Here is a 22,873-nt window from a genome sequence, read left to right as displayed (position 1 = left end):
GCTGAAAAAACAGCTTTCTGAAACACAGAAAGGTATTGAAAATATGCTCAATGCGATACAGGTTGGTATTTTTAATGAGTCCATCAAAAAGAGATTGGATGAATTGGAGGATCGCAAAAACCAGTTAGAAGTTAGTATTTTACAAGAAGAATTACAGCATCCAGTTCTCACAAAAGAGCAAATATTATTCTGGCTGCACAAATTCCGCACCACTGATTTTTCGGATAAGGCAGAGCGCCAACGGCTGATAGACAGCTTTGTGAATGCGATATATCTGTATGACGATAAAATCGTACTGGTTTGGAATTATAAGGATGGCACAAAAACGGTTTCCCTCAAAGACATTGAGGGTTCGGATTTATCATTAAACACTGCACTTTGCAGATTTCAATCCACACTGCCCTTACGGGCAGTGACTTTAGAGGAGGGTAAGTATGGAAAGGGCATCATCAAATTTCAATCCACACCGCCCTTGCGGGCGATGACCCTTGAGCGTGATTGTGTCTTTGCCGGACTCCTATTTCAATCCACACCGCCCTTGCGGGCGATGACGAGATCCTGTCCCGGGATAAGAAGGCTTTACTCATTTCAATCCACACCGCCCTTGCGGGCGATGACGACAAAGTAAAGGAAGTTGCATCTAAGACATGGATTTCAATCCACACCGCCCTTGCGGGCGATGACAGGGCATCCCTCAAAAAATCTTCTGTAACATCAAATTTCAATCCACACCGCCCTTGCGGGCGATGACAGCAAACACGCACAAAATTTATGCTACATAATTTAAAATATTTATGCATATTGTGCTTAACATCATTATAGATCACAACTTTTACTCTAACAAGCTAATTAATTCTTAACTTTTGTTTATTTTTTCTGGTGCGAATTTCCTTGGGCTTTTATGATCACTTCACATTCGCACCAAGCAATTAACGAATTAGCAACCCTATAGCTATTGACCAATCCACTTACTCAATTCGATTATAAACGAAAGGTTTTCAATTCCTCCATTATCTTTTCCAGATTCTTCATTGCCCATGCAGGATCATTATTGTCACGCAAACGGCACTCAGTCGACGCCATAACATGATCCACTCCTCGGTAAAGCAATCGACGCAATTCTCTATGTTCCGGACAGAATAACTTCCCATATCCATCCCAATACGATGGTGAGACCTTAATAAAGGTATGTATCCATTCGGATGTTTCATCCCCCAATAGGCACGTTCCGAGTCCAATATCCCACTGATATGCCATTTTCCATTGTCTTTACTAATGAGGATGTTTTTCTCCCACAGATCACCATGAACCAGCCGGGGCTTATCCACTGAGTTGAGCACCTCCATATAGCTTTCAGCCAAATCTATAAAACCATCCACTTGAGAATATACATAACCCATTTCAGCCATATCGGCCCGCATACCGGAGAGATAGGCCATAAGATAGCCTCCCCATGTGGAAAATTGCTGGGCAGGAGCGGGCGGCCCGAACCGGTCAGAGGTGATGCTGCTGATCTCTTTTGCAATTGAGCCGATTTCATACCAGATACGATCATTTTCTTCTGGGGAAAGCTGAGCTTTCATCCCTTCCCAATTCGCTCCTTCCAAAAAAGTCTGCACGACATAATCCCTGTCACAAATTCTTCGGGTAAAATCAGCGAAAACCGTTTTGGGAAAGAAATCACCCATGGGCATGAAATAAGGCTGGATATTGTATTCCCTGCGCATCAGCGCCCGCTCGTACAGGCTCATATGTACACTGCTATGCGGGGATACACGCAGAATAAACTTTTCTCCGGCTGCGTATACCAAGAATGTATTGTTAAAAAATCCTCCGGCAATTTCCTGCACCTCGGTTACCGTCTTTCCGCAAAATGCTGTTTCACACATGGCATGAAGCTGCTCCTGTGTAACCGGTTTTTGCAGTTTATCCTCTTCTGTATGTAATAATGTGACCTTCATTTTGTACCTCCGTATAAGCTTCTTTTCCAAACTGATGTAAACCCAAAACATAAAATTTATCGATAAAAGTAAGAATACATAGTGCAAAGAATAATTATTATTTACTCAGTTATGATCACTGTGATAATATAAGCTATGAGAATAACTATATCCGGCTAGTACACCTCGATTACAGGAACATGCATTTTGTTCCTGTAATATAAATTATAAGAACGAACATGCATTTTGTTCTTGTAACATAAATTATGAGAACACCTGTATCTGGATTACACCCTATGATTACAGAAACATGTCTTTGTTCCTGTAATATAAACCATACATCACACGAAAGGAGCTTCATCTATGAGCATTTTTTTCGAAGCAGCCCCATCAGAAATTGAAACACGGAAAATTATACGAATCCCATTAAGCTCCAGCCAAATGCTTCCTTCCCGCGGTATGGTCATGATTCAAGGGACAATGAACGGTATTGCCTTTCAAGCTCCATTGGAACCCGACGGCAAGGGCAGCCATTGGTTTGAAGTAAGCGATGTGCTCATTGAAGAGACCGGTATAGCGGCGGATCGACCTGCATCCTTCCAAATAGACCCCGTCGATGAATGGACAGAGCCTGAGATGCCTGCGGATATTATAGAGGCAATCAGGAAAGCAGATCTGACAAATCAATGGAATGCCATCACGGTAAAGGCAAGGTGGGAATGGCTTCGATGGATACGGTCAACTTCGAATCCGGCGACCCGTCAAAAGAGGATTGATGTGGCATGCTCTAAATTACAAAAGGGTGATAAGAGGCCATGCTGCTTTGACGCATCCCGCTGTACCGTACCGGAGGTGTCAAAATCCGGTGTACTCTTCGACTGATATCAAATGAAGAACCTGATAATCCCGGAAATAACATTTTCCGTTGGGATTATCCCGCATCATTTTTTCGCTGTCAGCTCTGCCCCTGGTCTAAGGCACAAAGCTCCCGCCGTGGTAGCAGATGATTTCTTCGGCTCCATACTTCATAATTCTTTGCAGCGATGCTTCGGCTTCCTGCAGATCAAGTGTAAATTGGGGATTTGCAATTACCAGCTTCCCATCCTCCATCACTGCCGCATCCCCGGCAATCATGACCCGTTTCTGGTTTACAAAAACTGAAATATGTCCCGGGGTATGCCCCGGTGTCTCAAGGATGGTACATCCCCCGCACCATTCAAAATAATCCCCGTCCTGAACTTCAACATCCACCTCAACGGGCCGGATATTTTTCAAAATATTGCAGAACTCCAATCCAAAGGCCTTTTGATCTTCCGGTAAATTACTCTGCATTTCCTCCGCCTGTTTCAACCGCAAGGATTTATATTTACCGGAAATATATGCAGCTTCCCTTTTCCCGGCAACAACCTGTATCTGAGGATACTTCTGTTTTAATTCATATAATGCCCCCATATGATCATGATCCTGGTGGGTAATCAAAACATGGGTCAAACTCCTGCAAAAAATATTCTTCTCTTCCATTGCCTGTTCAATCAATGCAAGAAAACCGGTATATCCACAGTCAACCAGAACCATATTCACATCATCAATTAAAACAACCGGATGTATTATATCTTCTGTGTTACCAAATTTGAATTTTATATCTAACGTTACGATTTTGTTCATTCTTTAAACTCTCCGACTGTTTCTACTTGTATAATCACCTGTGATTATGCTATGGCACTAGGTGCCAGGATGTAAACGGGCTTTTTTCAAAGCTGCCAGATCGAATTTCTTCATCTGTAAGACAGCTTCCGTCACACGTCTGACTTCCTCCTCACTCCCATGAAACATTATTTCATCCATTTCAGCAGGGACAATCTGCCAGGATAAGCCATACTGATCCTTCACCCATCCGCACTGCTCCGCTTCCGGATCATGGGACAGCTTGTCCCAGTAATAATCAATTTCATCCTGAGTATCACATAAAACCATAAAGGAAAAGGCTTCATTAAACGTAAAGTCTCCTCCGAATCCATGATCCATAACAACAAACTGCGTTCCAAAGATATTTAATTCCCCATAATTTAACTTTGCCCTGTGATCCATCGCTTCACCGTCACCATAGCGGTTTATAAATCCCTTATGGGAATCTTCAAATACCGCAGTATAAAAATCAACTGCTTCCTCAGCCTGGCCGCATGCCGTATCACTAAATAACAGACAGGGTCTGATTCTTTGGTGCTCCTTTCTGTCTTCTGCCAGCATTAGCTGCCAGCCCAAGCCATACTTATCCTCAATCCACGCATACCATTTGCTGAAGGGATACTCTCCCAGCGGCATAAGTTCTGAGCCGCCCTCTGACAAGGTATTATATAAACGGTCAACCTCCTCCTTAGTGTCACAGGCTGCCATCAAGGTAATGGACGGATTAAGTTTAAAATAAGGACCGGCACTGATGGCCGAGAAGCGAAGGCCCGCAAGCTGAAAATCCAACTGATCCACATCTCCGGAGGGAGTATCATGCATCTTTGCGATGTTCAGTATTTTGGAATCTTCAAACAGGCTGACATACCAATTGGCAGCCTCTGCTGCCTCCTTATCATACCATAAATGAAGAACGATTTTTTGCATATCACTTCTTTCCTTTCAATCCTTTCATAATTCAAGCGCCGCTTTGATCAACAATGACCTTTCCCGTCCACGGAACAAGATGACACCGGATTTCCAACGCTGCATCCTCCAATAATATCAGATGTCTCAAAGGTCTTTGTCCCATCCTCCAGTTGGAAGAAAGGAATTCCAACCCGGCCTTCCTGAATGACCGGCCCGAACAGGCTGTCATGATCCCGGAAAGCCAAGAATTCCTTCAATGTCTTTATATCCCTGGTGATATCCCGGTAATCCAGCTCGATCTCCGGCTGCTTCTCCAGTATCTCCTTCGCTTCTACACAATCCGGACAAATGCCGGTACCATACATAATAACTTTCATTCCAATTCCTTCCTTTCCATATCCCTATCCATAATATCTACGTTCATCTATTCCGGCAAAACGATAGCAGCTCGCTATGTGTAACTGCCCTCCAAGGCTTTCTTTTATTATACATGTTTCATAAAAATATTTCCATTATATAATAAAATGAGATTAGTTAAAACTTACAACCCTAAAACGGTGACAGGCTCATTATTGTATACCTCGCCGCTGTCGCGAAAACCAAAGCTTTCATATAGTTTTTTAGCTACTATATTATCTGCTTCATAAGGGATCCAGCAATACTGGGCCTGCCCTGCCGGAAAGGTACGGATATACTCCATTATTCTTGTCATTGCCTCACGGCCATACCCATTCCCCTGATACTGCTGCCCTATCATCAGACGCAGGATACAATAATTATTCTCCGCCATCTCAGGCTGGTCATATCCAGTATTCCCATAAACAATCATAACAAAACCCACCATCTGCTCCTCCGCATAGATAGCAAAGGGCATCGGGTGCCCTCCATTGGTTGCCAATACATAACAGGATGCAACACTCGATAAATTTGATGCCACATATTGCTGCTGTTCCTTGGTAACCTCCAGCCGGAACAGCTCCCTCCTATTATCCAATGTAATCTTTCTCAAGCTTACCATATCCTCATACCTCCTTGCATTCATCTCCTTTTAATTCCCTTTTTAAGGGATAGTTCAATTGTACTGGGTATCAAAATTTTTACCAGACTTTTATTTTTATTTATGGTAAAGTGTATACTGTACTATGTTCAAAAAAGCTTCTTCGAGCACCGAAGAAGCTTTTTTCATATACAGCGTGAACCCTATATTTATTTCATTTCAATTTCAACATCTGTAATCCCGTGTTTCTTTAAATGTTTCCGCAGATTATCCTGCAGCAGGGCCTGAATATCCCCAAAGTCTGAGTAACCCTCAAGAATTTTGTTCGCAAGCCCCTTGATTTCCTCACCGGATACAGGCATTGTACAATATTTCCTGATAGAAGGCCCAAATTCCGAACCATCTCCTGCCTGCTGGTATTCCTCCAGGATATAGCTGCCGCTATCATCTTTAACATAGGTAATTGCTGCCGGAATGATGCTGCCTCCTTCCTCCGATAAAACATTGCCAAAAAGCTTATATCTTACATGATATGTTGTTACAAAGACCTTTAGCCGGTCTCCCTCCTCATAACTTCCAAAAATTCGTGGTGCAACCACCATGAAGCCTCCTCTTTCAGAATCCGAATTTTTCTCAATTTCCGCAGCATAGACAAGTTTTTCAACCGAATCCTGACCGTCATACTGGTAATTCGGGAGAATAATCTCCTGGCGGATGGATAGGGCATCGTACCATTCCTGGGGAGACAGGGTTTCATCGGTGACATTATTTCGTACGCCTAAAAGCTCTTTACACAGCAGCATCATGATCTGGCCCCGGAGCCCCTCGGCATTACCGGCTTCAAACTGGGCCAGCATATATTGCAGGGCATCCTCACCGCCATATTTGAAGAATTCTTCATATTCCCTGTCATGGGCACGGATATAATCCTGGGGATTGGAAGATGTCTTCGGCGATGACATGATGACAGACAAGTTGCTTTCCACATCGAATCCATTCTGGTCTTGTACGGTCTGGTCTTGTGCGTTCTGATCTTGCCCTACCTGATCTTGCTCTGCCTGATCTGACCTGGTCTGATCTTGTACGGTCTGATCTCCCCCTATCTGATCTTGCGGCAGCCCGTTTCCGTTATCTGTGAGTATAGTAATAATAGATTGCAAAGTATCAAAGTCAATCTTATTGATGTGATCATATGGTCTATCAATATAATAACTTTTCTCGTCCTCTGTGTAGAGAAAATAGGAAGCGTATGCTTCGTCCCCGCTCATTTCAACCCGAATATAGTCGGGCACAGGAGGAACATCGTTCTGGGTTGAATCAAAAAGCAGGGATGGACGGTACTTCCCGCCGCTTTGCATAAGAACGGCCATCCGCATGATTGCCATGCTGTCGGTAATGTTGACCGGTTCATTAATATTCCCGCCCTCCTGCTCCGTAAACGTTATGCTTTGAATATTGGGATAGCTTAATTCGGCCATAGCTGCTATCGCGGAATAATCCTCTTCCGGAATCTTATAATACCGGTATTCATCTTGATACACAACCTTGGCGATCGCGGGATCCGATGTGAAAAAATGAATTTCATTTCTTACCTCATCGTTCACATGAATAATGATGGAAGGGGAAAGTTCATGGGAGACAACTTTTACTATTGTCCATTGGTTTTCAGCAGTATCCAGCCATCTTGCAAACTCTCTGCCTGAGATAAATGTATTGCCGTATTTCGATGATTCAATCTTTACCTGATCCTGCTCCCCTATGAGCGACAACAGATTACCCGGTTTCAGGAAGGATAAATCCTGCTCATCGCCAATTGGATTGGTCAGAAAAGCAATACCGGCACCGCTTAAGACAATGACAGAAGCAATCACCATCCAAAAAACAGGTTTTTTATAGTTCAGCACATTCTTAATCCGTACCTTCACATGACTTTCGCCAAAGGCCAGAGGATTCGCTGCAAAAAGTCCGCTTGCCTTTACGGAAAGCGACAGCAGAGAGCTGGAATAACCGCCTCTGGCATCCCGGCCCATCCTGTGCAGAACGCTTTCATCACAAGACATCTCCATGTCCCGGCTCATAAGGGCAAAGGACAACCACATAAGAGGGTTAAACCAGTGAAGGAGGAGTGTCAAAAAAGCAAGGGGCTTGATAAGATAATCCCTCCGGCGGATATGAGTTCGCTCATGCTCCAGTATATAGGAAAGATGAGGCTCTTCCGCACCCAGAGGCACATATATTTTCGGATGGAGGAGGCCACAGACCAAAGCGGTTCCGATCCGGTCCGACTCATAAATATTGCCCCTCACCAGAGTGGCTGTCAGGAGCCGTCTTTTTGTTTTTACATATAGGATGACACTGGAACAGAACAGTATAACCATCCCTGCAAGCCAGATAAGACTTAAAGCATCCATCCATATCTGTACGGGATTCGCACTTGCAATTGGCATAGTCCGGGGCAGGGGTCCCCCCGCACTGTACGGGCTATCCGAACTATCCGGGCTGTACGGACTATCCAGGCTGCTGACATCGTTTTGTGTCGCAGGTGCCTGCACCGCCCCAATATCACGCGGTACATACTCCAGTACGCTCATGCCATTCTGAGACTTCACATTCAACAGCCCCAGGAAGCTGAAGGACGTACTGAAGGAGAAAGGACAGATAAGGCGGAACAATAGCACCGCCCATATAACATAGGAGAATATCTTCGGGGCTTTCTTCAGAAGAAGCCGAATAAAAATAATTCCGACGGCCACATAGGATGCCGTAATACTCATGTTCAGAACAGTGGTAAACATCCCCTGCAGATTGGTCATTTCATCGCCTCCTCAATAATCCGCTTCAGCTCCTCGGCTTCCTGTTGGCTGATCTTTCGCCCGCCAAGAAAAGCAGTTAAAAATTGGGGAAGGGAACCATCAAAGGACTTTTCTACAACAGCATTGCTCTCATACTTTTGTACATGCTCCCGTTTGATCAATGCGGTTACAACCGCGTCCTGATTCTGTAATATCCCGCGGTCACAGAGCTTCTTTAAGACAGTATAGGTGGTGGATTTCTTCCATCCCAGCTGATCCGCACAAATCCGCACAAGCTCCGTTGAATTAATGGGCTCATTGTCCCAGATAATACTTGTAAATTTATATTCCGCATCGTATAGTTTAAACTTTTCCATATGCTTTGACCTCCTTAGATCTATCACAATAAACCTTATGTTGAGTCTATCACGATAGACCCACAAAAGTCAATAGCATAATGAAAATATTTTTTGCCGTGCATTCGACAAAATCAATCCTCTGCAATCTCCAGCTTAAATACGTTAATGCAGTCCGCATCGGGGCAGCAAAAACGAATATCTCCGTTCTTCGACAACGGCGGCATTCCCCCATACCGCATTATATCTATATAGGGAAATGCCACATGCATCGCCATGGGGCATAGCTTCCCTCTGTCATGGTCAAAATCAAAACTATCGCCAACCTTATGGCCCCTATGACAGGGGATTTCACCCTTTCTCTCTACCAGCGTTATTTTTATCTTAGGTTTCTTCAAACACCAACACCTCCAGGTTCTTCTATGTCAAAAGTTCCGGCTCATTATTTCTCCACATATTCCTGGATAAAGCAGAAGCTCTCCGCATCGGCAGAGAATACGCCGGGACCGTCCTTTTGCGGTGTGTAAACAAGCTGTACCACCGCCGTCTTTCTCGGCAGAACCTGGTAGTTCTTGCAGTGCGTATGGAATACATAATATATTTGATCATCTTTTCCAACAAAGATATCTCCGTGTCCCGTACCATTTTCAGGCAGATTGTTTCTGCTGATGATCGGGCCGTCATGCTTTGTCCACGGCCCCAGCGGACTTGAGCTGGTGGCATAGCCTACCGCATAATCCGGATTTCTAAAGTCGTTGGCGGAATAGAACAGATAATAGGTGCCTTCCTTTTTAATTACAGTAGGGCCTTCTGTTACCGGCCAGGATGCGTTCTCTGTATTTTCCCAGGTTTCTGTCGCTGTGATGCAGGTTTTTTGAGTGCCCTCCTCAAAGCCGGACAGATCCTCCTTCATCTTTGCCACGGAGATGTTATTCCCGCCGTTCAGCTTTACATAATACATGTAAATCTGTCCGTCCTCATCAAAGAAGACAAAGGGATCAATGGTTTTATACTGGGAATTTTGCAGCAATGGCTGCAGCTCGGGCTGGGTGAAGGGGCCCAGGGGGCTGGAGCTCTTTGCAATGGCAATCTGCTCATCCGCCGTATATGCCATGTAATAGGATTTCTTATAGGAAAAGATCTGGGGTGCCCAGAAGTTGCCGCTGCCGAAGGAATCTCCCTTTTTCAGTGCGAAGCTGTCATTGCCGCTGTCCGGGCTTTTCCAGTGAACAAGATCCTCGGATGTGAAAACCTGAAATCCCTGGGAGGTATCCTTTTCATTGGTACCGTAAAGATAATATGTATTTTTCTCAGCGAAAATGGTAGGGTCCGCCTGAAATAATTGTTTGGCGGTATGGCTGGACCAGTCCTCCTTCTTACTGCATCCTGTCATAAGATGCACACATAACGCTACTAAAAAAGCTGTCTTCCATTTTCCTTTCAGGTTGCCAATCTTCATGTCAAATTTCCTCCTCTTATACTATCATTTCTTAATGCTATTATTTCTTAATACTATCATTTCTTAATACTATCGTTTCTTAATACTAACATTTCTTATACTAACATTCTTATACTATGCTTTCCTCTGCTATGTTTCTTTTTGCTGTTTCCTTCTGCTGATTCTCTCTGTTGACTCTTTCTGTTGGTTCTTTCTATTGGCTCCTAAGCAGCTCGCAAACTCGTTTTCCGCCTGTCTTTCATATTACCAGATGTCCCTTCTTTTCGGCAAGAGTAATCGTAGCTTCTATACCGGCATTAAACTGAAGGTAATCACTTTCAATACCATCACTGAATATGACTCCGTTTTCCGGCATCTGGGATAATATCTTCAGCGGACTCCCCTGTGTTACCTTTCCAAACACAATATCTGCCCCGGAAGTTTTACTCGGAAAGGGCTCACGGACGGAGAAATATAAATAATCAATGTTCCAGGGCAGGCTTCTTTCCTGCTGCATATTGACCTTCCGGTCTGAAATTCCGTTCACTATGTTTGCCGCACCGGTAAGTATACTCTTTAACCAGCCGGTGGAACCCAGTCCGGTGGAAACAATGATTCCACTGGAGGACTGATATTCATGCCGTTCTCCCAATTGGATATGATATCGGGAGGATACATGCGTCCGCTGTCCGATAAACAGATCATTAACAGCATAAATGGTCTGGCCGTCATTTAAAGCCGCCTTAGCCATAGAAACCTCTTTGATCTGCCTCCTCTTTTGGAAAACCTCCTGAACCACCAGCCTTAAATCGGAGACGGTAAAGGGAAGCAGTACCCCGTCCCACCTGACAGGATCCGGATTTACTCCGACCAGCTGCTGGTTGGAAAGATACTTTAATGTATTGGCCACAAGCCCGTCCTGGCCTATGACTACCACAACATCACTCTCTCCGAATATAAAATTCGGCACATAGTCCCGGTCAACCACCTGAACCCTTCCAAGGGCCTCCAGCTGGCTATGGGCTTTTGATATCGCCTTCTTATACCGTTCATCCTCCGTAATATAATCCGAAAAATCACTGCCCATGTGTTCAATATAGAACTTTGCCTGGGCTATGGTATTATATCTTGCAATCAATTCCTCCAGCCTTGTTCTTCGCTTCACCAGAATTATTTTATTTTCCGTTAATCTTTCCGTCCTCATTTTGATTCCTTCATCAATTCCTGAAGTAAATCAGGCGATATATTGAGCTGGCCTATCTTCCCCGCCTTCTCGGCTAATTCCTGGAATGCGATGGCAATCAGCTGACTGGGCTGCATTCCTATGCTTGCCAGGGACTGAATCACATTGGGATTCATCCCTTCGAAGGACTTCATGACCGCCGATAGTTCATAGGCTTTGGCATCCGCTTCTGCCCTCGAATTCTGGACGGTGAGCTCAATCAGATCCTTTCTCTTCTCCTCCAGGGTCGTATCAAAATTCATCTGCTCCTCCCTCAGTTGATTTTGCTTCTGCTGGACCGCTCTTTCCGCCTCTATCTGAGTTTCCCGAACCTGCTTCTTCTTGTTCTCGATTGCGATTTCCGTGTTGAACTCATTCTCCTTTACCCGTCTTTCCTGTTCAATGGATGCATTCCGTCTCTCATAAATGGCCTCATCCGCTTTCTTGAGAATCTGCTCTCTTGCCTGTGCCTCCAATGCCCTGGCCGTCTCCTTATTGGGAAGGATAGCGAGGATGGAAAGACCCAGTATCTCAATTCCAAGACGGTTGATCTCTTCATTCTCACTGATTTCATTCAATATCCCTTTTGCCAGCGCTTCACTGGATTTAATGGCATCCTTCAGCGGCAGGCCCTCCAATGTTTTCTTGGTCAGAACCCGCACGATATTGATTACCCTCTGGGGAAGCTTTTGAGGGTCATCGGAAGCATAGCCCTTTCCCTTCATATCCAGGGTATAGTTGAGAAGTCCGGCAATTTTCTTCTGATCCACTACCCTGAAGGTAATCTGCCCTTGAACCGTCACCGTTTGAAAGTCCGATGTGACCTCTTCAAAAATGAAAGGTACGTCCGTGCTTCCCACCGGTACCACAACAATGGACGTTCTCGGAGCATAATAGTAAAAGGATAACCCCGCACCTTCCTTTACAATTGCACCGCTCCTGTACTTTAAGACATACTCACTGGGCTGGAACTTAATAAACCCGAATCCAAACATATAGAACCTCCTTTCCTCTTGAACGCCATCACAGGCTTGCCCTTATGAAATCTGCTGCTTCTCGATTACTATAATGCAAGTGCTGTCCGGCAGCCTTACAGGGTTTCTGCTTTCATCAAAAAACTCTATTTTCTGAGATAGCGCTATGGTATATCCTTCCTGCAGAAAATGCTTAAACTCTACGATCCTCGCGCTATCCCCCAGAACCGATGTGATAAAATCCCGGAACCCGCTGGGAGTAAAATACCCGAACTGTTCATTCACTTCGTGAACATAGGATTTCTCTCCCCAGGTATAGGTATAGAGAAACTCCATGGCATCATTTACCGGCATACCTACCTCGTTCTGTCCGGTGACTGTGTATTCAATCTCTCTGCCTTTGAAATCCCCGGCATACCGCTCCAGGAATTGAACCCCTTCCTCCGATAAGAATTTTATTATTCTTTTTTCATCCACCGGCTCCGTCATGATGCCGTCACGGATAATAATTCTTCCTCCTGCCGGCAGAAGCTCAAATACACTTTTAAATGCGGCGGCTAAGGTCTCATGATTAAACTTTCTTCCGTTGAATTCGATATAAGAAAAGAGTTCATGGAGGATGGAGCAAAAGATTACGGTATCCACACTGCCTCTTTCGATATACTGACCCAGATTCAGCGCGTCTCCGTACAGGACATCCCACTTCCGGTTTTCCAGCTGCTTTTTCTTCTTTAAGCTATCCAGCACATTCTGTGCGATATCGACGCCCAGCACCTTCTTCTTTGGATACCTCTCTTCAATCATATCCATCAGGGCGCCGCCTCCCGGCCCTATATCAACCACACTATCTCCCGTAATGTAATCAAGAATCACCTTTTTGTAGTCTATGGTCTGGTTCATCGTTGCAAGATAGTTCTCTTCTTCATAAAAACGGTCGTATTGATCCCTTCTCAGACCGAACAGATCAAACAGTAGGATGATGGCGCTTTCATAGAGCACATCGGATTTCTCAGCCTCAATGCAGAATTCAATCAGCTTGCTGCCCGCCGGCGAGAATTGAAAGGTGAAAAACAACGTATCCTCCAGGTTTTCATGAAGAGCCACTGCATGGGCAACATGGGGGTTCTCCTTCTGGTTACCTGCCAATATATCCTGTACTGTAATTTCTCCAAGGTACTTTTCAATGATCCTTTTCTTATAAATATTGACCCTTTTCTTCCCGTCGTGCTGGTAGTAAATCGTCTTCATCAGCCGTTCAAAGCTGATATGCTTTACTTTGTACGAATTCTCATTCTGTGAAATGAGTAAAAGGATCTTTACGAATTCTTCAAAGGAAAAATCATATAATGCCGCTTCCACATACCATAAATTTGTTTGTTCAAGAAGATCGGATATTCTGCCGGCTATCCGCGAATCAGAAAGGACTTTTTCGTATTCTGCATCGAAGTTCTCACCATTCTTAATAGAAACCGCTCTTAAACGCCTTATCCTTTCCTTGAACCCGTAGTGCTTATCAAATTGTCCGTCAGCAATAATCTCGATCTCTTCCTCAACCTGCCGGCTGATGTCCCTCCATATTCCGTTATCAACCGCAGTCACAATACAATAATTAAGTCCTCTTAGTATTTCCTTCAATTCCTCAGCCGGTATGATTCCCTCTTCCACCAGCTGATACAGCGGCCTATTATCCGAAAGCGGCACCTCGCCTCTGATATACTGTCCGATCAGGCCATGGGTCAGTATAAGATTATGTACAATCCTCTTGATTTCCGAATTTGATTCGAAGGTTTCCTCCATATAGATTTCCGCAGAGCCAATGTTATGGGCAAAGAGGTTGCAGCCCCTCTTTATCCATTGGTTTCTTTGATGGATCAGCCCGGACTTTGCCACCTCGGCCCATTTTAATGTTTCCTCAATGATATACTTCGGACGCTCATCCAACTGTAAGGCAGCAAGAGCTTTAAGGGTTCTTTCCACATAACCAAGTACGTAATTATCCTCAACTTCCCCAAGGGAAACAAGACGTTCAAAATTGACATTGCGCTCCGAGGTTAATACCAGAAACTTGAGCCATTTCTCGCCTTTTAATATCTGTAAATCACCATTCCTCACTCTCTCTATCGCGGCCAGAGCTTTCAAGGCGGGCACCTCACCTTTCAGGCCCGGATCGTTTTCATCACCATACGCTTCTATCACTTTCTTCCACCCCCGCAAAATTATTTTTCATTTATCCTTCTGATATCGGACTTCATCTCACCTGGAAGTATTATCCCAGTTCGGATTAAACCGGAATAGCTTCGAGGGTCTGTGACCAACGGCCTTGGCATATTCATTGGTTTCCATTACCATATCGGCAATTTTCCTTCTGAAATTTGCTTTCAGCAATTCCGTATCAAGAATGACCTCATATACCTGCTGAAGCTCTGTAAGAGTAAACCGTTCCGGCATTAGATTAAATGCGATATCCGTATACTCGATCTTACTGCGCAGCCTCCCAATCCCATATTCTATGATTTTGGCGTGGTCAAAAGCGATTCCCTTTGTTTCAAGGACTTCCCTTTCAACCCTTGCCACTTTGCCTTCCACCGTCTTCGTAAGCTTTATTGCAGCCGAAAGATTATTTTCATCATTCGATAAGCTTAAATCATATACGCTTTGCAGGATATATCCTTTTTCCGTCATCTTCTTCTGTTCCTGGCGCAATTTGCTGGAAACCGTGAACCATTTTGCATCGTCCGCATCATCACTTGCCTGGATATCAAGGGTTGAGCTGTCAACCAAAGACATGTAGGAGGTGCTTATTACTCTTGTGCGCGGATCTCTGCCCACATCCCCCCAGGTGTAAAGCTGCTCCATATAGATTTTATCAATATTAGTCTCCTCCTTCAGTTCCCTTAGAGCTGCTTCATCCAGGCTTTCGTCCATGTGTACAAATCCTCCGGGAAGGGCCCATTGTCCCAGGTATGGGTGATCCCCCCTTTTAATCATGAGAAGTCTCAGGACTTTTTCAGGGAGCTTTCTGTAATTCTTCTTTTCCTCGTCTGTTACGGTAAAGATCAGCATATCTACTGTAACCGAAGGTCTCTCATATCTGCCCGCATCATATGCTGCCAGGAATTGATCTTCCGTAAGGCCTGATTTGTTTTTTAATATATTATCCGACATTGCATCACCTTTAAATCCTTATCTGTTTCATATATTATCAATGTGTTAATATCAATATGTTACTATCAATATATTACTATCATTGCTTTTTGTCAATATCTTTTTATATAATTTCTAATTCAAACAAATCAATCAGTAACAACATCAGAATTTCTTAAAGATATCAATTATTTCTTGTAAAATACCAATCCAGCCATCCAGTAATTTCGTGTCATCCGCCAATTGCACCTTATTTTTTTCGTAGCCTTCAAGCAGCTTTTTTTGATGGATATAATATTTTTTCTACCTTACAAACATTTCCTTGGCTGTTTAAAAAGCTATTCCATTCATCCTTACGAATCTGATTTTGCAGGGTTTCTAATTGCTTTTTAAGGCTTTCAGCCGGCAGCCCCATCTCTTTTTTGAAATCAGAAAGTATAAATTGCTTTTGGAACAGCTTCTTTTTTTTACGGCAATGTCTATGAGCATATTATTTAGATAAACAAAAACAAATCCTAAGTTATAAGGCGTCGCATGGTTTATAACCATCAAAAAATCAAAAGATGCATGTATTAATTAATAACCTGCTTAGGGGCTGTCATCAATACATGCATCTAAATCCATGCTTTATTTCCTTACAAATATCTCTAATCGATCAATAATTTCTTCTGCTTTTATCATTCATTAAACATATAAAACTGTAATACGTTCTCATTGAGGGCTTCCCCCGTCCGGAAGATCTCCGCCGTATTGCTGCCCTGCATTAAATTCAGGCTGTAAGAAAACTGGTAAAACCCTCCAAGGCTTGCTTTAAAATTGGTCTCCCAAAAATTATTCATTACCCAGGAATAGACCTCGTCGCAGTTTGCAGCCCCTTCCCCCATCAGCTTAATGGGATGCGCTTTTAAGGTTCCCAAGCTAACCAGCGGCGCATCGGGGGTGGTAATCAGCACACTGCTGCTCTCCGCGCAAAAAGCAATCCCGTTCTGTACCGCATAAAAATCCACACATGTGCCCGGAAGCTGATCCATACGGGGACGCATTATGGCGCCGGCTTTATCGATAAATATTTCTTGCGCCATAAAGGGCAGTGCCAGATATAAATTCTCAGGCTCCCAAACACTGTTTTTATGCACACGGAAGTCAAAATCAATTTTGGGGGCAAGCTTATAGGCCGTAACAATCAGACTGCATTCCTGTACACCATCCATACGGTATTTCAGCTCGGCGCGGGAATAGAGCATCCCATTTTCCAGGATCTTCACATCATACAATTTCCCGGCGCTTCGATGCGTACGTACTGCTTTGCGGTTTCTGCCCATGCTGCGCCGTACCCACAAATAATCCTCTCCCATATCTCTTTCCGTTACTTCATAAACCGGTGTAAATGCGTTATAAGGATGCTGTATATTGATCAATTCCTGTTCTTCCTGCTTGCTGTAAATGGAACTGATGCCCTTCCCGTTTTCAAAGGATATTTTAAAGAAATTGTTTTCAATTCCCTCAATACTGATGCAGCCTCCATTTTCCAAATCCTCGCAAAGCCGCCAATACAGATCATTGATGCCTTCGATCCCGGCCGGAGCCTTCCTGCCTGCCGATCCAAGAGGCCTTGCCGGACGCTCTTTCAATGCAAAGGTCTTGGTCTCCTTCGGAGCAAGGGAAAGCCAGATGCAAATCTTAGGCCCTCTGGAATGCCTGCTCAACTGGAATGGAACGCTATCTCCCGTGGCATCATCAATGACATCAAAATAATGGTAGCCATAAAAATGCTCCAGATCACAGGTAAACATCCCTTCAAAACATATATCATGGGGATTCACCGCACGGAATTTGAGCGTTTTATGCAGTGATATTGCTGTTTCCCCCAAAGATTGCTGTACCTTTTCCCGCATTATGGCCACAGCTTCACTGGACTTTAATGCATACAAGCGTTTCCATTGATCCAAATTATTCACTTGCGGATGGAATGGCTCCGTGATGGAGGAAGAATACCCCCAGGTGTGCTCTCCATAAAACATCAGATTATGGAAGGCATCATGATAATAGGGGCGAAGCGACACATTCTCTCTGCAATTCATTTTCTGCATCACATGGAAGCTACGGGCGGCATTGCGGTATTGTATCACGTCTGCGGGCGTAGAGCCGATACCGTCTGCCCACCAGTCTGTCCAGTCCCCGGAGTAGACCGGAATTTCTTCCGTCTCACCGGCCAGGCGCATGAAAAAGTCGTCCAGGGTGCTCATCTTTAACTCTATCCTGTGGTTCTGTGCATTAAATAATTGAACAAACTCCAATATTTTCAGGGAGGGCGGCGAGTTGTCCGTCATGTTTCCGCTGAGGGCCACAGGCGCAAAGGGATATGGATAGCCCTGCTCTGACAAAGAAGCTGCATAGGCATGAATGCGTTTGACCGCTTTTTCAAAATCACTTCCCTGCATGGAAGACATTCCGTCCTGAATGGTATATTCAAACCAGGATGCCTGGGCGATGCCAAGCTCGTTGCCGAGATTATAATGATCCCCGTTCCAGCAAAGAACCCGGTTCCCTTTGGGAGACTCCCAGTAAAAAGGGGCCTGTTTCTTAAACAGGGGATGGTATCCATGGTGTGTATGGATACAGGACATAAGATTTTCAACGCCGTTTTCTGCCAGAATGTCGGCATATCCCCAGCTGTAACCGTTGATATCTGCCGTAATTGCGCTCTTTGCCGTAAGTCCCATTGCTTTTCTCTCGGCAGCACATTCCTTCATAATCTCATCCTGCACATAGGCCGGTACAAGATCCGTAAGATTTAAGTAGCTGGCTGAAAGACCGATATTTCCACTGTTCACCGCAGCAGCAAATTCTGCCTTTTCCTGCTGGGAAGCTGCTTTTAAAAACTGCTGTACGCACCAGTAGCTTTCACAATTCCATACAAATTGCGGATTCTCCCTGACCAACTGCAGCACTTCCCGGATAAAGGCAATATGATGAGCTTTCATTTTTTCCTGCGTATCGGTATACCCTACATCCGTGTGGGAAAGATGAAGTAAATAAAGCGTAAACTTTTTTTCCATGAAATCCTCCTGTATTCAATATTGGGGATACGGCCGCCCTCTTATTATGCCTTTTTTCTATATTCTTTTATATAATTTCGGAGCGGCCAGGATTCCTGTCCTTTTTAGCTGGTACTCATAGCTGTACCGAACGCCTTCCGTTCTCCAGGCATCGGGCCCCATCCATCTCAGGCCTTCATCACAGCAATGCACCGGCCCAAAGGTATTAATGCGGTTTCCGTAGGAAGTGATCTGAAGCTCATGTCTGCCGGACAGATGTCCCAGGTTGATCCGATACGGTGCGAACATAATATCTCCCGCTTCCTTCCCGTCCACCTTAACAGAGATCAACGGTGCCCGGAACTTAGTTATTTCCAGCTCATACTCCCCGTCTTCCGCCTCAACTTCACAATGATAAACCATATTACCGCCATAAAAGGGAAAATACTGTGAAGTAAGATCGCTAAAGCCGATCTGTTCTGGTTTCCAGACCAGTTTTGCAGTGTTGCCGGCCGCTGCCACACCAAACTCCCCTAAGATGTAACACCATTCCAGATTGGTCTTCCGGTTATAGGGCATTGTCAATATCAATTCATTCATACCGGCTTTTACCTCAGAGAGTTCAATCCGTTTGATGCTGTTATCCACATAATAGCCGTTTATCTCCGCGGGTATGGGAGTGCCGTTAAAGCTTATTTCCATTCCTTTCACCGTCTCTGCGGCTAATGTTACCTGAACCCCCTCGATTTCCGACTCAAAGGTATAACTCAGCTTTAACCGATGGGAATTCTCCTCCGGGGAAGTATCCGTCCAGGGCTGCGCCACTGCTGAATTTTTCAGGGGATAACCCAGTTCCCGGCGAAGAATATTGTCGATGCGCAGAATTTCTTCCGCCGGCCTGAACGCTTCCCCATCCAGAGAATACCTGCATTGATCCAGCATTAAGACATTGGGTTCTTCTGCATGATAGCCATGCTTACCCGTTAATGTACCAGCATCCCTCAATTCCCGCTTCCCCTTATTCTCCGGGGCAGCAGCTTCTCTCTTCCCTGGAACAAGATGAACCAGAAGACTGTCTTCCGGGTAAAACCGGTATCCGAATTCCGTCTTCCCATTCCTATAGCTTGCGGCACAGGGTCTGCTTTCTCCTGTCATGGCATCCATAACCGTCACCTGGTAGGTTCCTCTTACAGAAACCGTATAATTGTGTGCTCCCGGAATGTCATGGTTATGTACTCCCCTGCCGTTGGCAATGAACAATATCTTATTCTCCCCGTCTTCGCGTATCTGGTATAATAAATGGTTACTGCGCATCCCGTGTTCATCATAAAGATCAAACTCCCGCAGCTCCTTCAAGGCATTCATTAATTCCGCATTATCAAAGCAGATCCGAACCGCATCTTCCTCCAGGAACCGGAGCTGCCCGCTCTCTTCCCCGTCGGCATACTTGGGCAGATCACCCATTACGATAACCTTCCCGCCGGATTTTATAAATTCCCGTAAACGGTCAAGGGTTGAGGACCTTAAGGTAACACATCCCGGTATAATGACCGTATCATAGCTCATCTCTCCCACCCCAAATCCGTTTTCCGTTTCCTTCTTCAGGGTGTTCATCAAGGCTTCCGATATGTAATCAAAATCCAGCAATCCAAACAGGAGCCATTCCGTAACCTGATCAAACTGTCTTTGCAGTTTTTCCCTTATAGAACTGGTCTGGTCACCTGGTCCGTAATATAGCCAGTAGCTTTCCACCGGATGAATCACTCCGATACGCACCTGGGGCTTACCGCTTCTCAACGCCGTATTCACCCTTCCGAAGTAGGTCTCAATCTGATTGTACTTGCGGTACCAGGGGGATTGATAAAAGATCGAGGCCGGGTAATCCCTCTTTGCTTCTCCCGCCATGGAAACCCAGGATAGATGGTGCACCCGGTGGGTAATACCGAGAGCTGCTTGCCAGTCCCCCTGGAGCTTATGTCCCCGGAAATCAAAATCCCAGTTTGTTACTCCGTAGAGCTCGCTGGTTATCTGATTGCCCCCCATCTGATGAGCGGCGCTCTGGGCCTGTTTTGCCGTAGTATATTCCCTTCCGTCACATAGCATGTCAATGCCCGGAATCCGAAAGCCCCTGTAATGCCGCATGGCTTCCCCCAGGGCTGCCGTCTGGGAACGCAGGGAGGGCTCTTCCATCATATGGCCCGTGAGATAAATATGATGCTCATCACACCACTCTCCCAGGGTATCCGAAAAGGCTTCCGCAAATATTTCTGCAATGAGATCATGATAGCGGTATCGGGTTACCGACACCTTATTCTCCGGCAATTCCCAGAAAACCTCCGGCAGATAGTCCAGAAAGCTCTGTCCGTAATCCTTCCGGTATCTCTCTTCAAATCCATCGGTATATGGAATCACTATCGCTCTCTTTTCCTCCGCCCGGCTAAGAGCTGTTTTATGTACGAACTGAGGCTCATCGGTAAAGATAGAAGGAACCGTACCTCCGAATTCCTCTCCCAGGGCCTTATAATATTTCTCATAGGTGGTTTCGATAAACCGCTCAATTGCCTTTTTATCCAGGCTATTTACATAAGCCTGGTTATTATACCAGGTACTGGGGCCGCTGATTTCCATATAGGCATACCAGATATTGCTGCCCGTCTCCCCTTCGTCCAGCCTGCGGTATTCCTTCAGATAACCGTTCTCCAAAGTTACCTCGTACTTCGCCAGAAAGGTACCGTTACCGGTGGCCTGCCCTCTGGCTGAGCTGTCTACAAAATCACTGGCGCTGCTTTTCAGCTCCTCCCGGCTGAAGGGGGAAAACACCATATAACGGCTGCGGTAAGCCGTATCTTTGGTCACCTCTCCTCCGCCAAATCCGGAAGGCCAGCGGTCCTCATCATAGAGATACGCCTTCATATTTAACTGCTTTGCCTTTTGGACACAGGCTTTCACTATATCCATAAACTCTTCGCCCATGTATTCCGTATCCAGACCGGTTCTGCAATGCATGGTAAAACCGCCCATTCCCATCTCATGAAAATAATCGATCTGCTTTAATAGGACTTCTTTCTCCAGCTTGCAGTTCCAGGACCAGAAAGGGGCTCCCCGGAACATGGATGACGGATTTTTAAACTCCTCCAAATAATTCGCTGACATAAAACACCTCCTGCTATTTTGCCAATACCATAGACTTTTTGAATATCATTCTAGCAAATATCCCCGGGGACAACAACGTAAAAACCACAGTAAAATCACATCAAAACTTCAGTATTCATTGAAATTTTATAAGGGGACAAGTATAATAATCTAAAGATCGAATGAAAGGTGTGCCTCCTATGCTATCCTATAATACGCTGGACAATATCTTACATCAGCTGGAACCGGAAGAAAGTCGATATAAAGCCCTGCGCTGCAAAGACGGCATGCCGGAGCTCCCCCATACCCCTGCGGACAATCCGCCGGTATATATCATGACCTCCGATATTGTACCGCCCTTTTCCCACGCGCCGCATCCCTCTGTTATGATGAGGAAAACCAACCGTTTTCTGGATGTATCCCCCCACATTCATCCCTGGATCGAATTAGGGTTTATGTACTCCGGAAGCTGTGACCATACGATACTGAATTCCACCACCCATAAGTTTCAGAAGGGCCAGGTCTTTATTTTAGATTCCGAGGCTCCCCATTCCGTGGAGAATCTGGGGGAACAGGACATTCTAATTACACTTTTAATGGACAAGCCCTATTTTACTGATACATTTTTTAACCAATTTTCCGAGGAAAGCATTTTATCCCGATTTCTGGTGAATGCCATTTCCAAGCAGACTACCCATGATAATTTTATTATATTTCACTCCGAAAATAACCGGCGCGTTACGATGCTGTTTTTAGAGCTGATGTGTGAGCACATCAGTCCCTCCATGAATTCCAAGGATATTATAAGCAGTCTGATCAATTTGTTGTTTCTGGAATTGATCTGTGTATTCGAAGCCGATAAAGCTCTGCAGCAGCTGCAGTTAAATAAATCAACTATTGTACCTATTCTGAAATATATTGAAACCAACTATAAATGCTGTGATTTAAAAAGTACCGCCGCGTTTTTTAATATGAATCCCAATTACCTGACTACGATTCTGAAACGGGATACGGGGTACTCTTTTAAAGATCTAATTCAAAAGCAGAGATTCCGGTCAATCACCAATCTCCTGCGCAATACGGAGCTTTCTGTAGAGGAGATTGCCTTCCAAAGCGGATATGAGAATACGACTTATCTTTATAAGAAATTCAAAGAAGAATTTGGGTGTTCCCCGAAGGAGTACCGCCAACGTCAGATAAATCAATTATAATGTACCGTAATGCAAAACAGCCATGCTATCCATG

Annotated in this window: 17 protein-coding genes and 1 CRISPR repeat array; of the genes, 2 read left to right on the top strand and 15 right to left on the bottom strand. The window is 44.8% G+C overall.

Annotated features, from left to right (window positions below):
• Positions 1-384: 384 nt before the first annotated feature.
• Positions 385-751: direct repeats of the CRISPR family, unit length 33 nt; unit sequence ATTTCAATCCACACCGCCCTTGCGGGCGATGAC.
• A gap of 277 nt (positions 752-1,028) precedes the next feature.
• Entirely contained in the window at positions 1,029-1,961 is a 933-nt protein-coding gene (locus tag HNQ56_RS16135) for a phosphotransferase family protein (RefSeq protein WP_429148419.1), read from the bottom strand.
• A 342-nt stretch (positions 1,962-2,303) separates the two neighbouring features.
• Here HNQ56_RS16135 and HNQ56_RS16130 point away from each other — a divergent pair, with 342 nt between their 5' ends.
• Positions 2,304-2,822, top strand: a complete 519-nt coding sequence (locus tag HNQ56_RS16130) for a YdeI/OmpD-associated family protein (RefSeq protein WP_429148417.1) — start codon at positions 2,304-2,306, stop codon at positions 2,820-2,822.
• A 90-nt stretch (positions 2,823-2,912) separates the two neighbouring features.
• On the opposite strand, the gene HNQ56_RS16125 is transcribed toward HNQ56_RS16130, so the two are convergent.
• The 14 genes from HNQ56_RS16125 to HNQ56_RS16060 all read right to left on the bottom strand — a co-directional run bounded on the left by HNQ56_RS16125 (position 2,913) and on the right by HNQ56_RS16060 (position 21,649).
• A complete protein-coding gene (locus HNQ56_RS16125; protein ID WP_429148415.1) occupies positions 2,913-3,605 on the bottom strand; it encodes an MBL fold metallo-hydrolase in 693 nt (230 codons plus the stop codon).
• A 57-nt stretch (positions 3,606-3,662) separates the two neighbouring features.
• Complete coding sequence (locus HNQ56_RS16120; protein WP_429148413.1) at positions 3,663-4,553, bottom strand: VOC family protein; 891 nt, start codon at positions 4,551-4,553, stop codon at positions 3,663-3,665.
• A gap of 47 nt (positions 4,554-4,600) precedes the next feature.
• Positions 4,601-4,912 (bottom strand): hypothetical protein, encoded by a 312-nt coding sequence (locus tag HNQ56_RS16115; protein ID WP_429148411.1) that lies wholly within the window; start codon positions 4,910-4,912, stop codon positions 4,601-4,603.
• A gap of 164 nt (positions 4,913-5,076) precedes the next feature.
• Positions 5,077-5,553: a GNAT family N-acetyltransferase gene (locus HNQ56_RS16110; protein ID WP_429148410.1), complete on the bottom strand. Its 477-nt coding sequence runs from the start codon at positions 5,551-5,553 to the stop codon at positions 5,077-5,079.
• Positions 5,554-5,741: 188 nt separating this feature from the next.
• Entirely contained in the window at positions 5,742-8,345 is a 2,604-nt protein-coding gene (locus tag HNQ56_RS16105; protein WP_429148408.1) for a M56 family metallopeptidase, read from the bottom strand.
• Positions 8,342-8,701 (bottom strand): BlaI/MecI/CopY family transcriptional regulator, encoded by a 360-nt coding sequence (locus HNQ56_RS16100; protein WP_429148406.1) that lies wholly within the window; start codon positions 8,699-8,701, stop codon positions 8,342-8,344. Before HNQ56_RS16100 ends, HNQ56_RS16105 begins: the two co-directional genes overlap by 4 nt.
• A 113-nt stretch (positions 8,702-8,814) precedes the next feature.
• Entirely contained in the window at positions 8,815-9,078 is a 264-nt protein-coding gene (locus HNQ56_RS16095; RefSeq protein WP_429148405.1) for a TIGR04076 family protein, read from the bottom strand.
• Between the two features lie 44 nt (positions 9,079-9,122).
• Positions 9,123-10,139 carry a glycoside hydrolase family 43 protein gene (locus HNQ56_RS16090; RefSeq protein WP_429148404.1) on the bottom strand — a complete coding sequence of 339 codons (1,017 nt, stop codon included), beginning with the start codon at positions 10,137-10,139 and terminating at the stop codon, positions 9,123-9,125.
• 238 nt (positions 10,140-10,377) lie between these two features.
• Positions 10,378-11,322, bottom strand: coding sequence for an NAD(+)/NADH kinase (locus HNQ56_RS16085; RefSeq protein ID WP_429148402.1), 945 nt, complete (start codon positions 11,320-11,322; stop codon positions 10,378-10,380).
• A complete protein-coding gene (locus HNQ56_RS16080; RefSeq protein WP_429148401.1) occupies positions 11,319-12,335 on the bottom strand; it encodes an SPFH domain-containing protein in 1,017 nt (338 codons plus the stop codon). The genes HNQ56_RS16085 and HNQ56_RS16080 overlap by 4 nt, the downstream gene beginning before the upstream one ends.
• A 42-nt stretch (positions 12,336-12,377) precedes the next feature.
• A complete protein-coding gene (locus HNQ56_RS16075) occupies positions 12,378-14,510 on the bottom strand; it encodes a class I SAM-dependent methyltransferase (protein WP_429148399.1) in 2,133 nt (710 codons plus the stop codon).
• Between the two features lie 57 nt (positions 14,511-14,567).
• On the bottom strand, positions 14,568-15,479 hold the full coding sequence (locus HNQ56_RS16070) for an NUDIX hydrolase (protein WP_429148397.1): 912 nt from the start codon (positions 15,477-15,479) through the stop codon (positions 14,568-14,570).
• Positions 15,480-16,135: 656 nt separating this feature from the next.
• Positions 16,136-18,517: a glycoside hydrolase family 38 N-terminal domain-containing protein gene (locus HNQ56_RS16065; RefSeq protein WP_429148395.1), complete on the bottom strand. Its 2,382-nt coding sequence runs from the start codon at positions 18,515-18,517 to the stop codon at positions 16,136-16,138.
• 57 nt (positions 18,518-18,574) lie between these two features.
• On the bottom strand, positions 18,575-21,649 hold the full coding sequence (locus HNQ56_RS16060; RefSeq protein ID WP_429148393.1) for a glycosyl hydrolase: 3,075 nt from the start codon (positions 21,647-21,649) through the stop codon (positions 18,575-18,577).
• 179 nt (positions 21,650-21,828) lie between these two features.
• Here HNQ56_RS16060 and HNQ56_RS16055 point away from each other — a divergent pair, with 179 nt between their 5' ends.
• On the top strand, positions 21,829-22,839 hold the full coding sequence (locus HNQ56_RS16055) for an AraC family transcriptional regulator (protein ID WP_429148391.1): 1,011 nt from the start codon (positions 21,829-21,831) through the stop codon (positions 22,837-22,839).
• Positions 22,840-22,873: the final 34 nt, after the last annotated feature.

Origin of the sequence: Anaerotaenia torta, assembly GCF_050433395.1 — a bacterium.
GTDB lineage: Bacteria > Bacillota > Clostridia > Lachnospirales > Lachnospiraceae > Mobilitalea > Mobilitalea torta.
The sequence above is the reverse complement of the archived record's forward strand: the minus strand, read 5'-3'. Positions and strand labels throughout refer to the sequence as shown.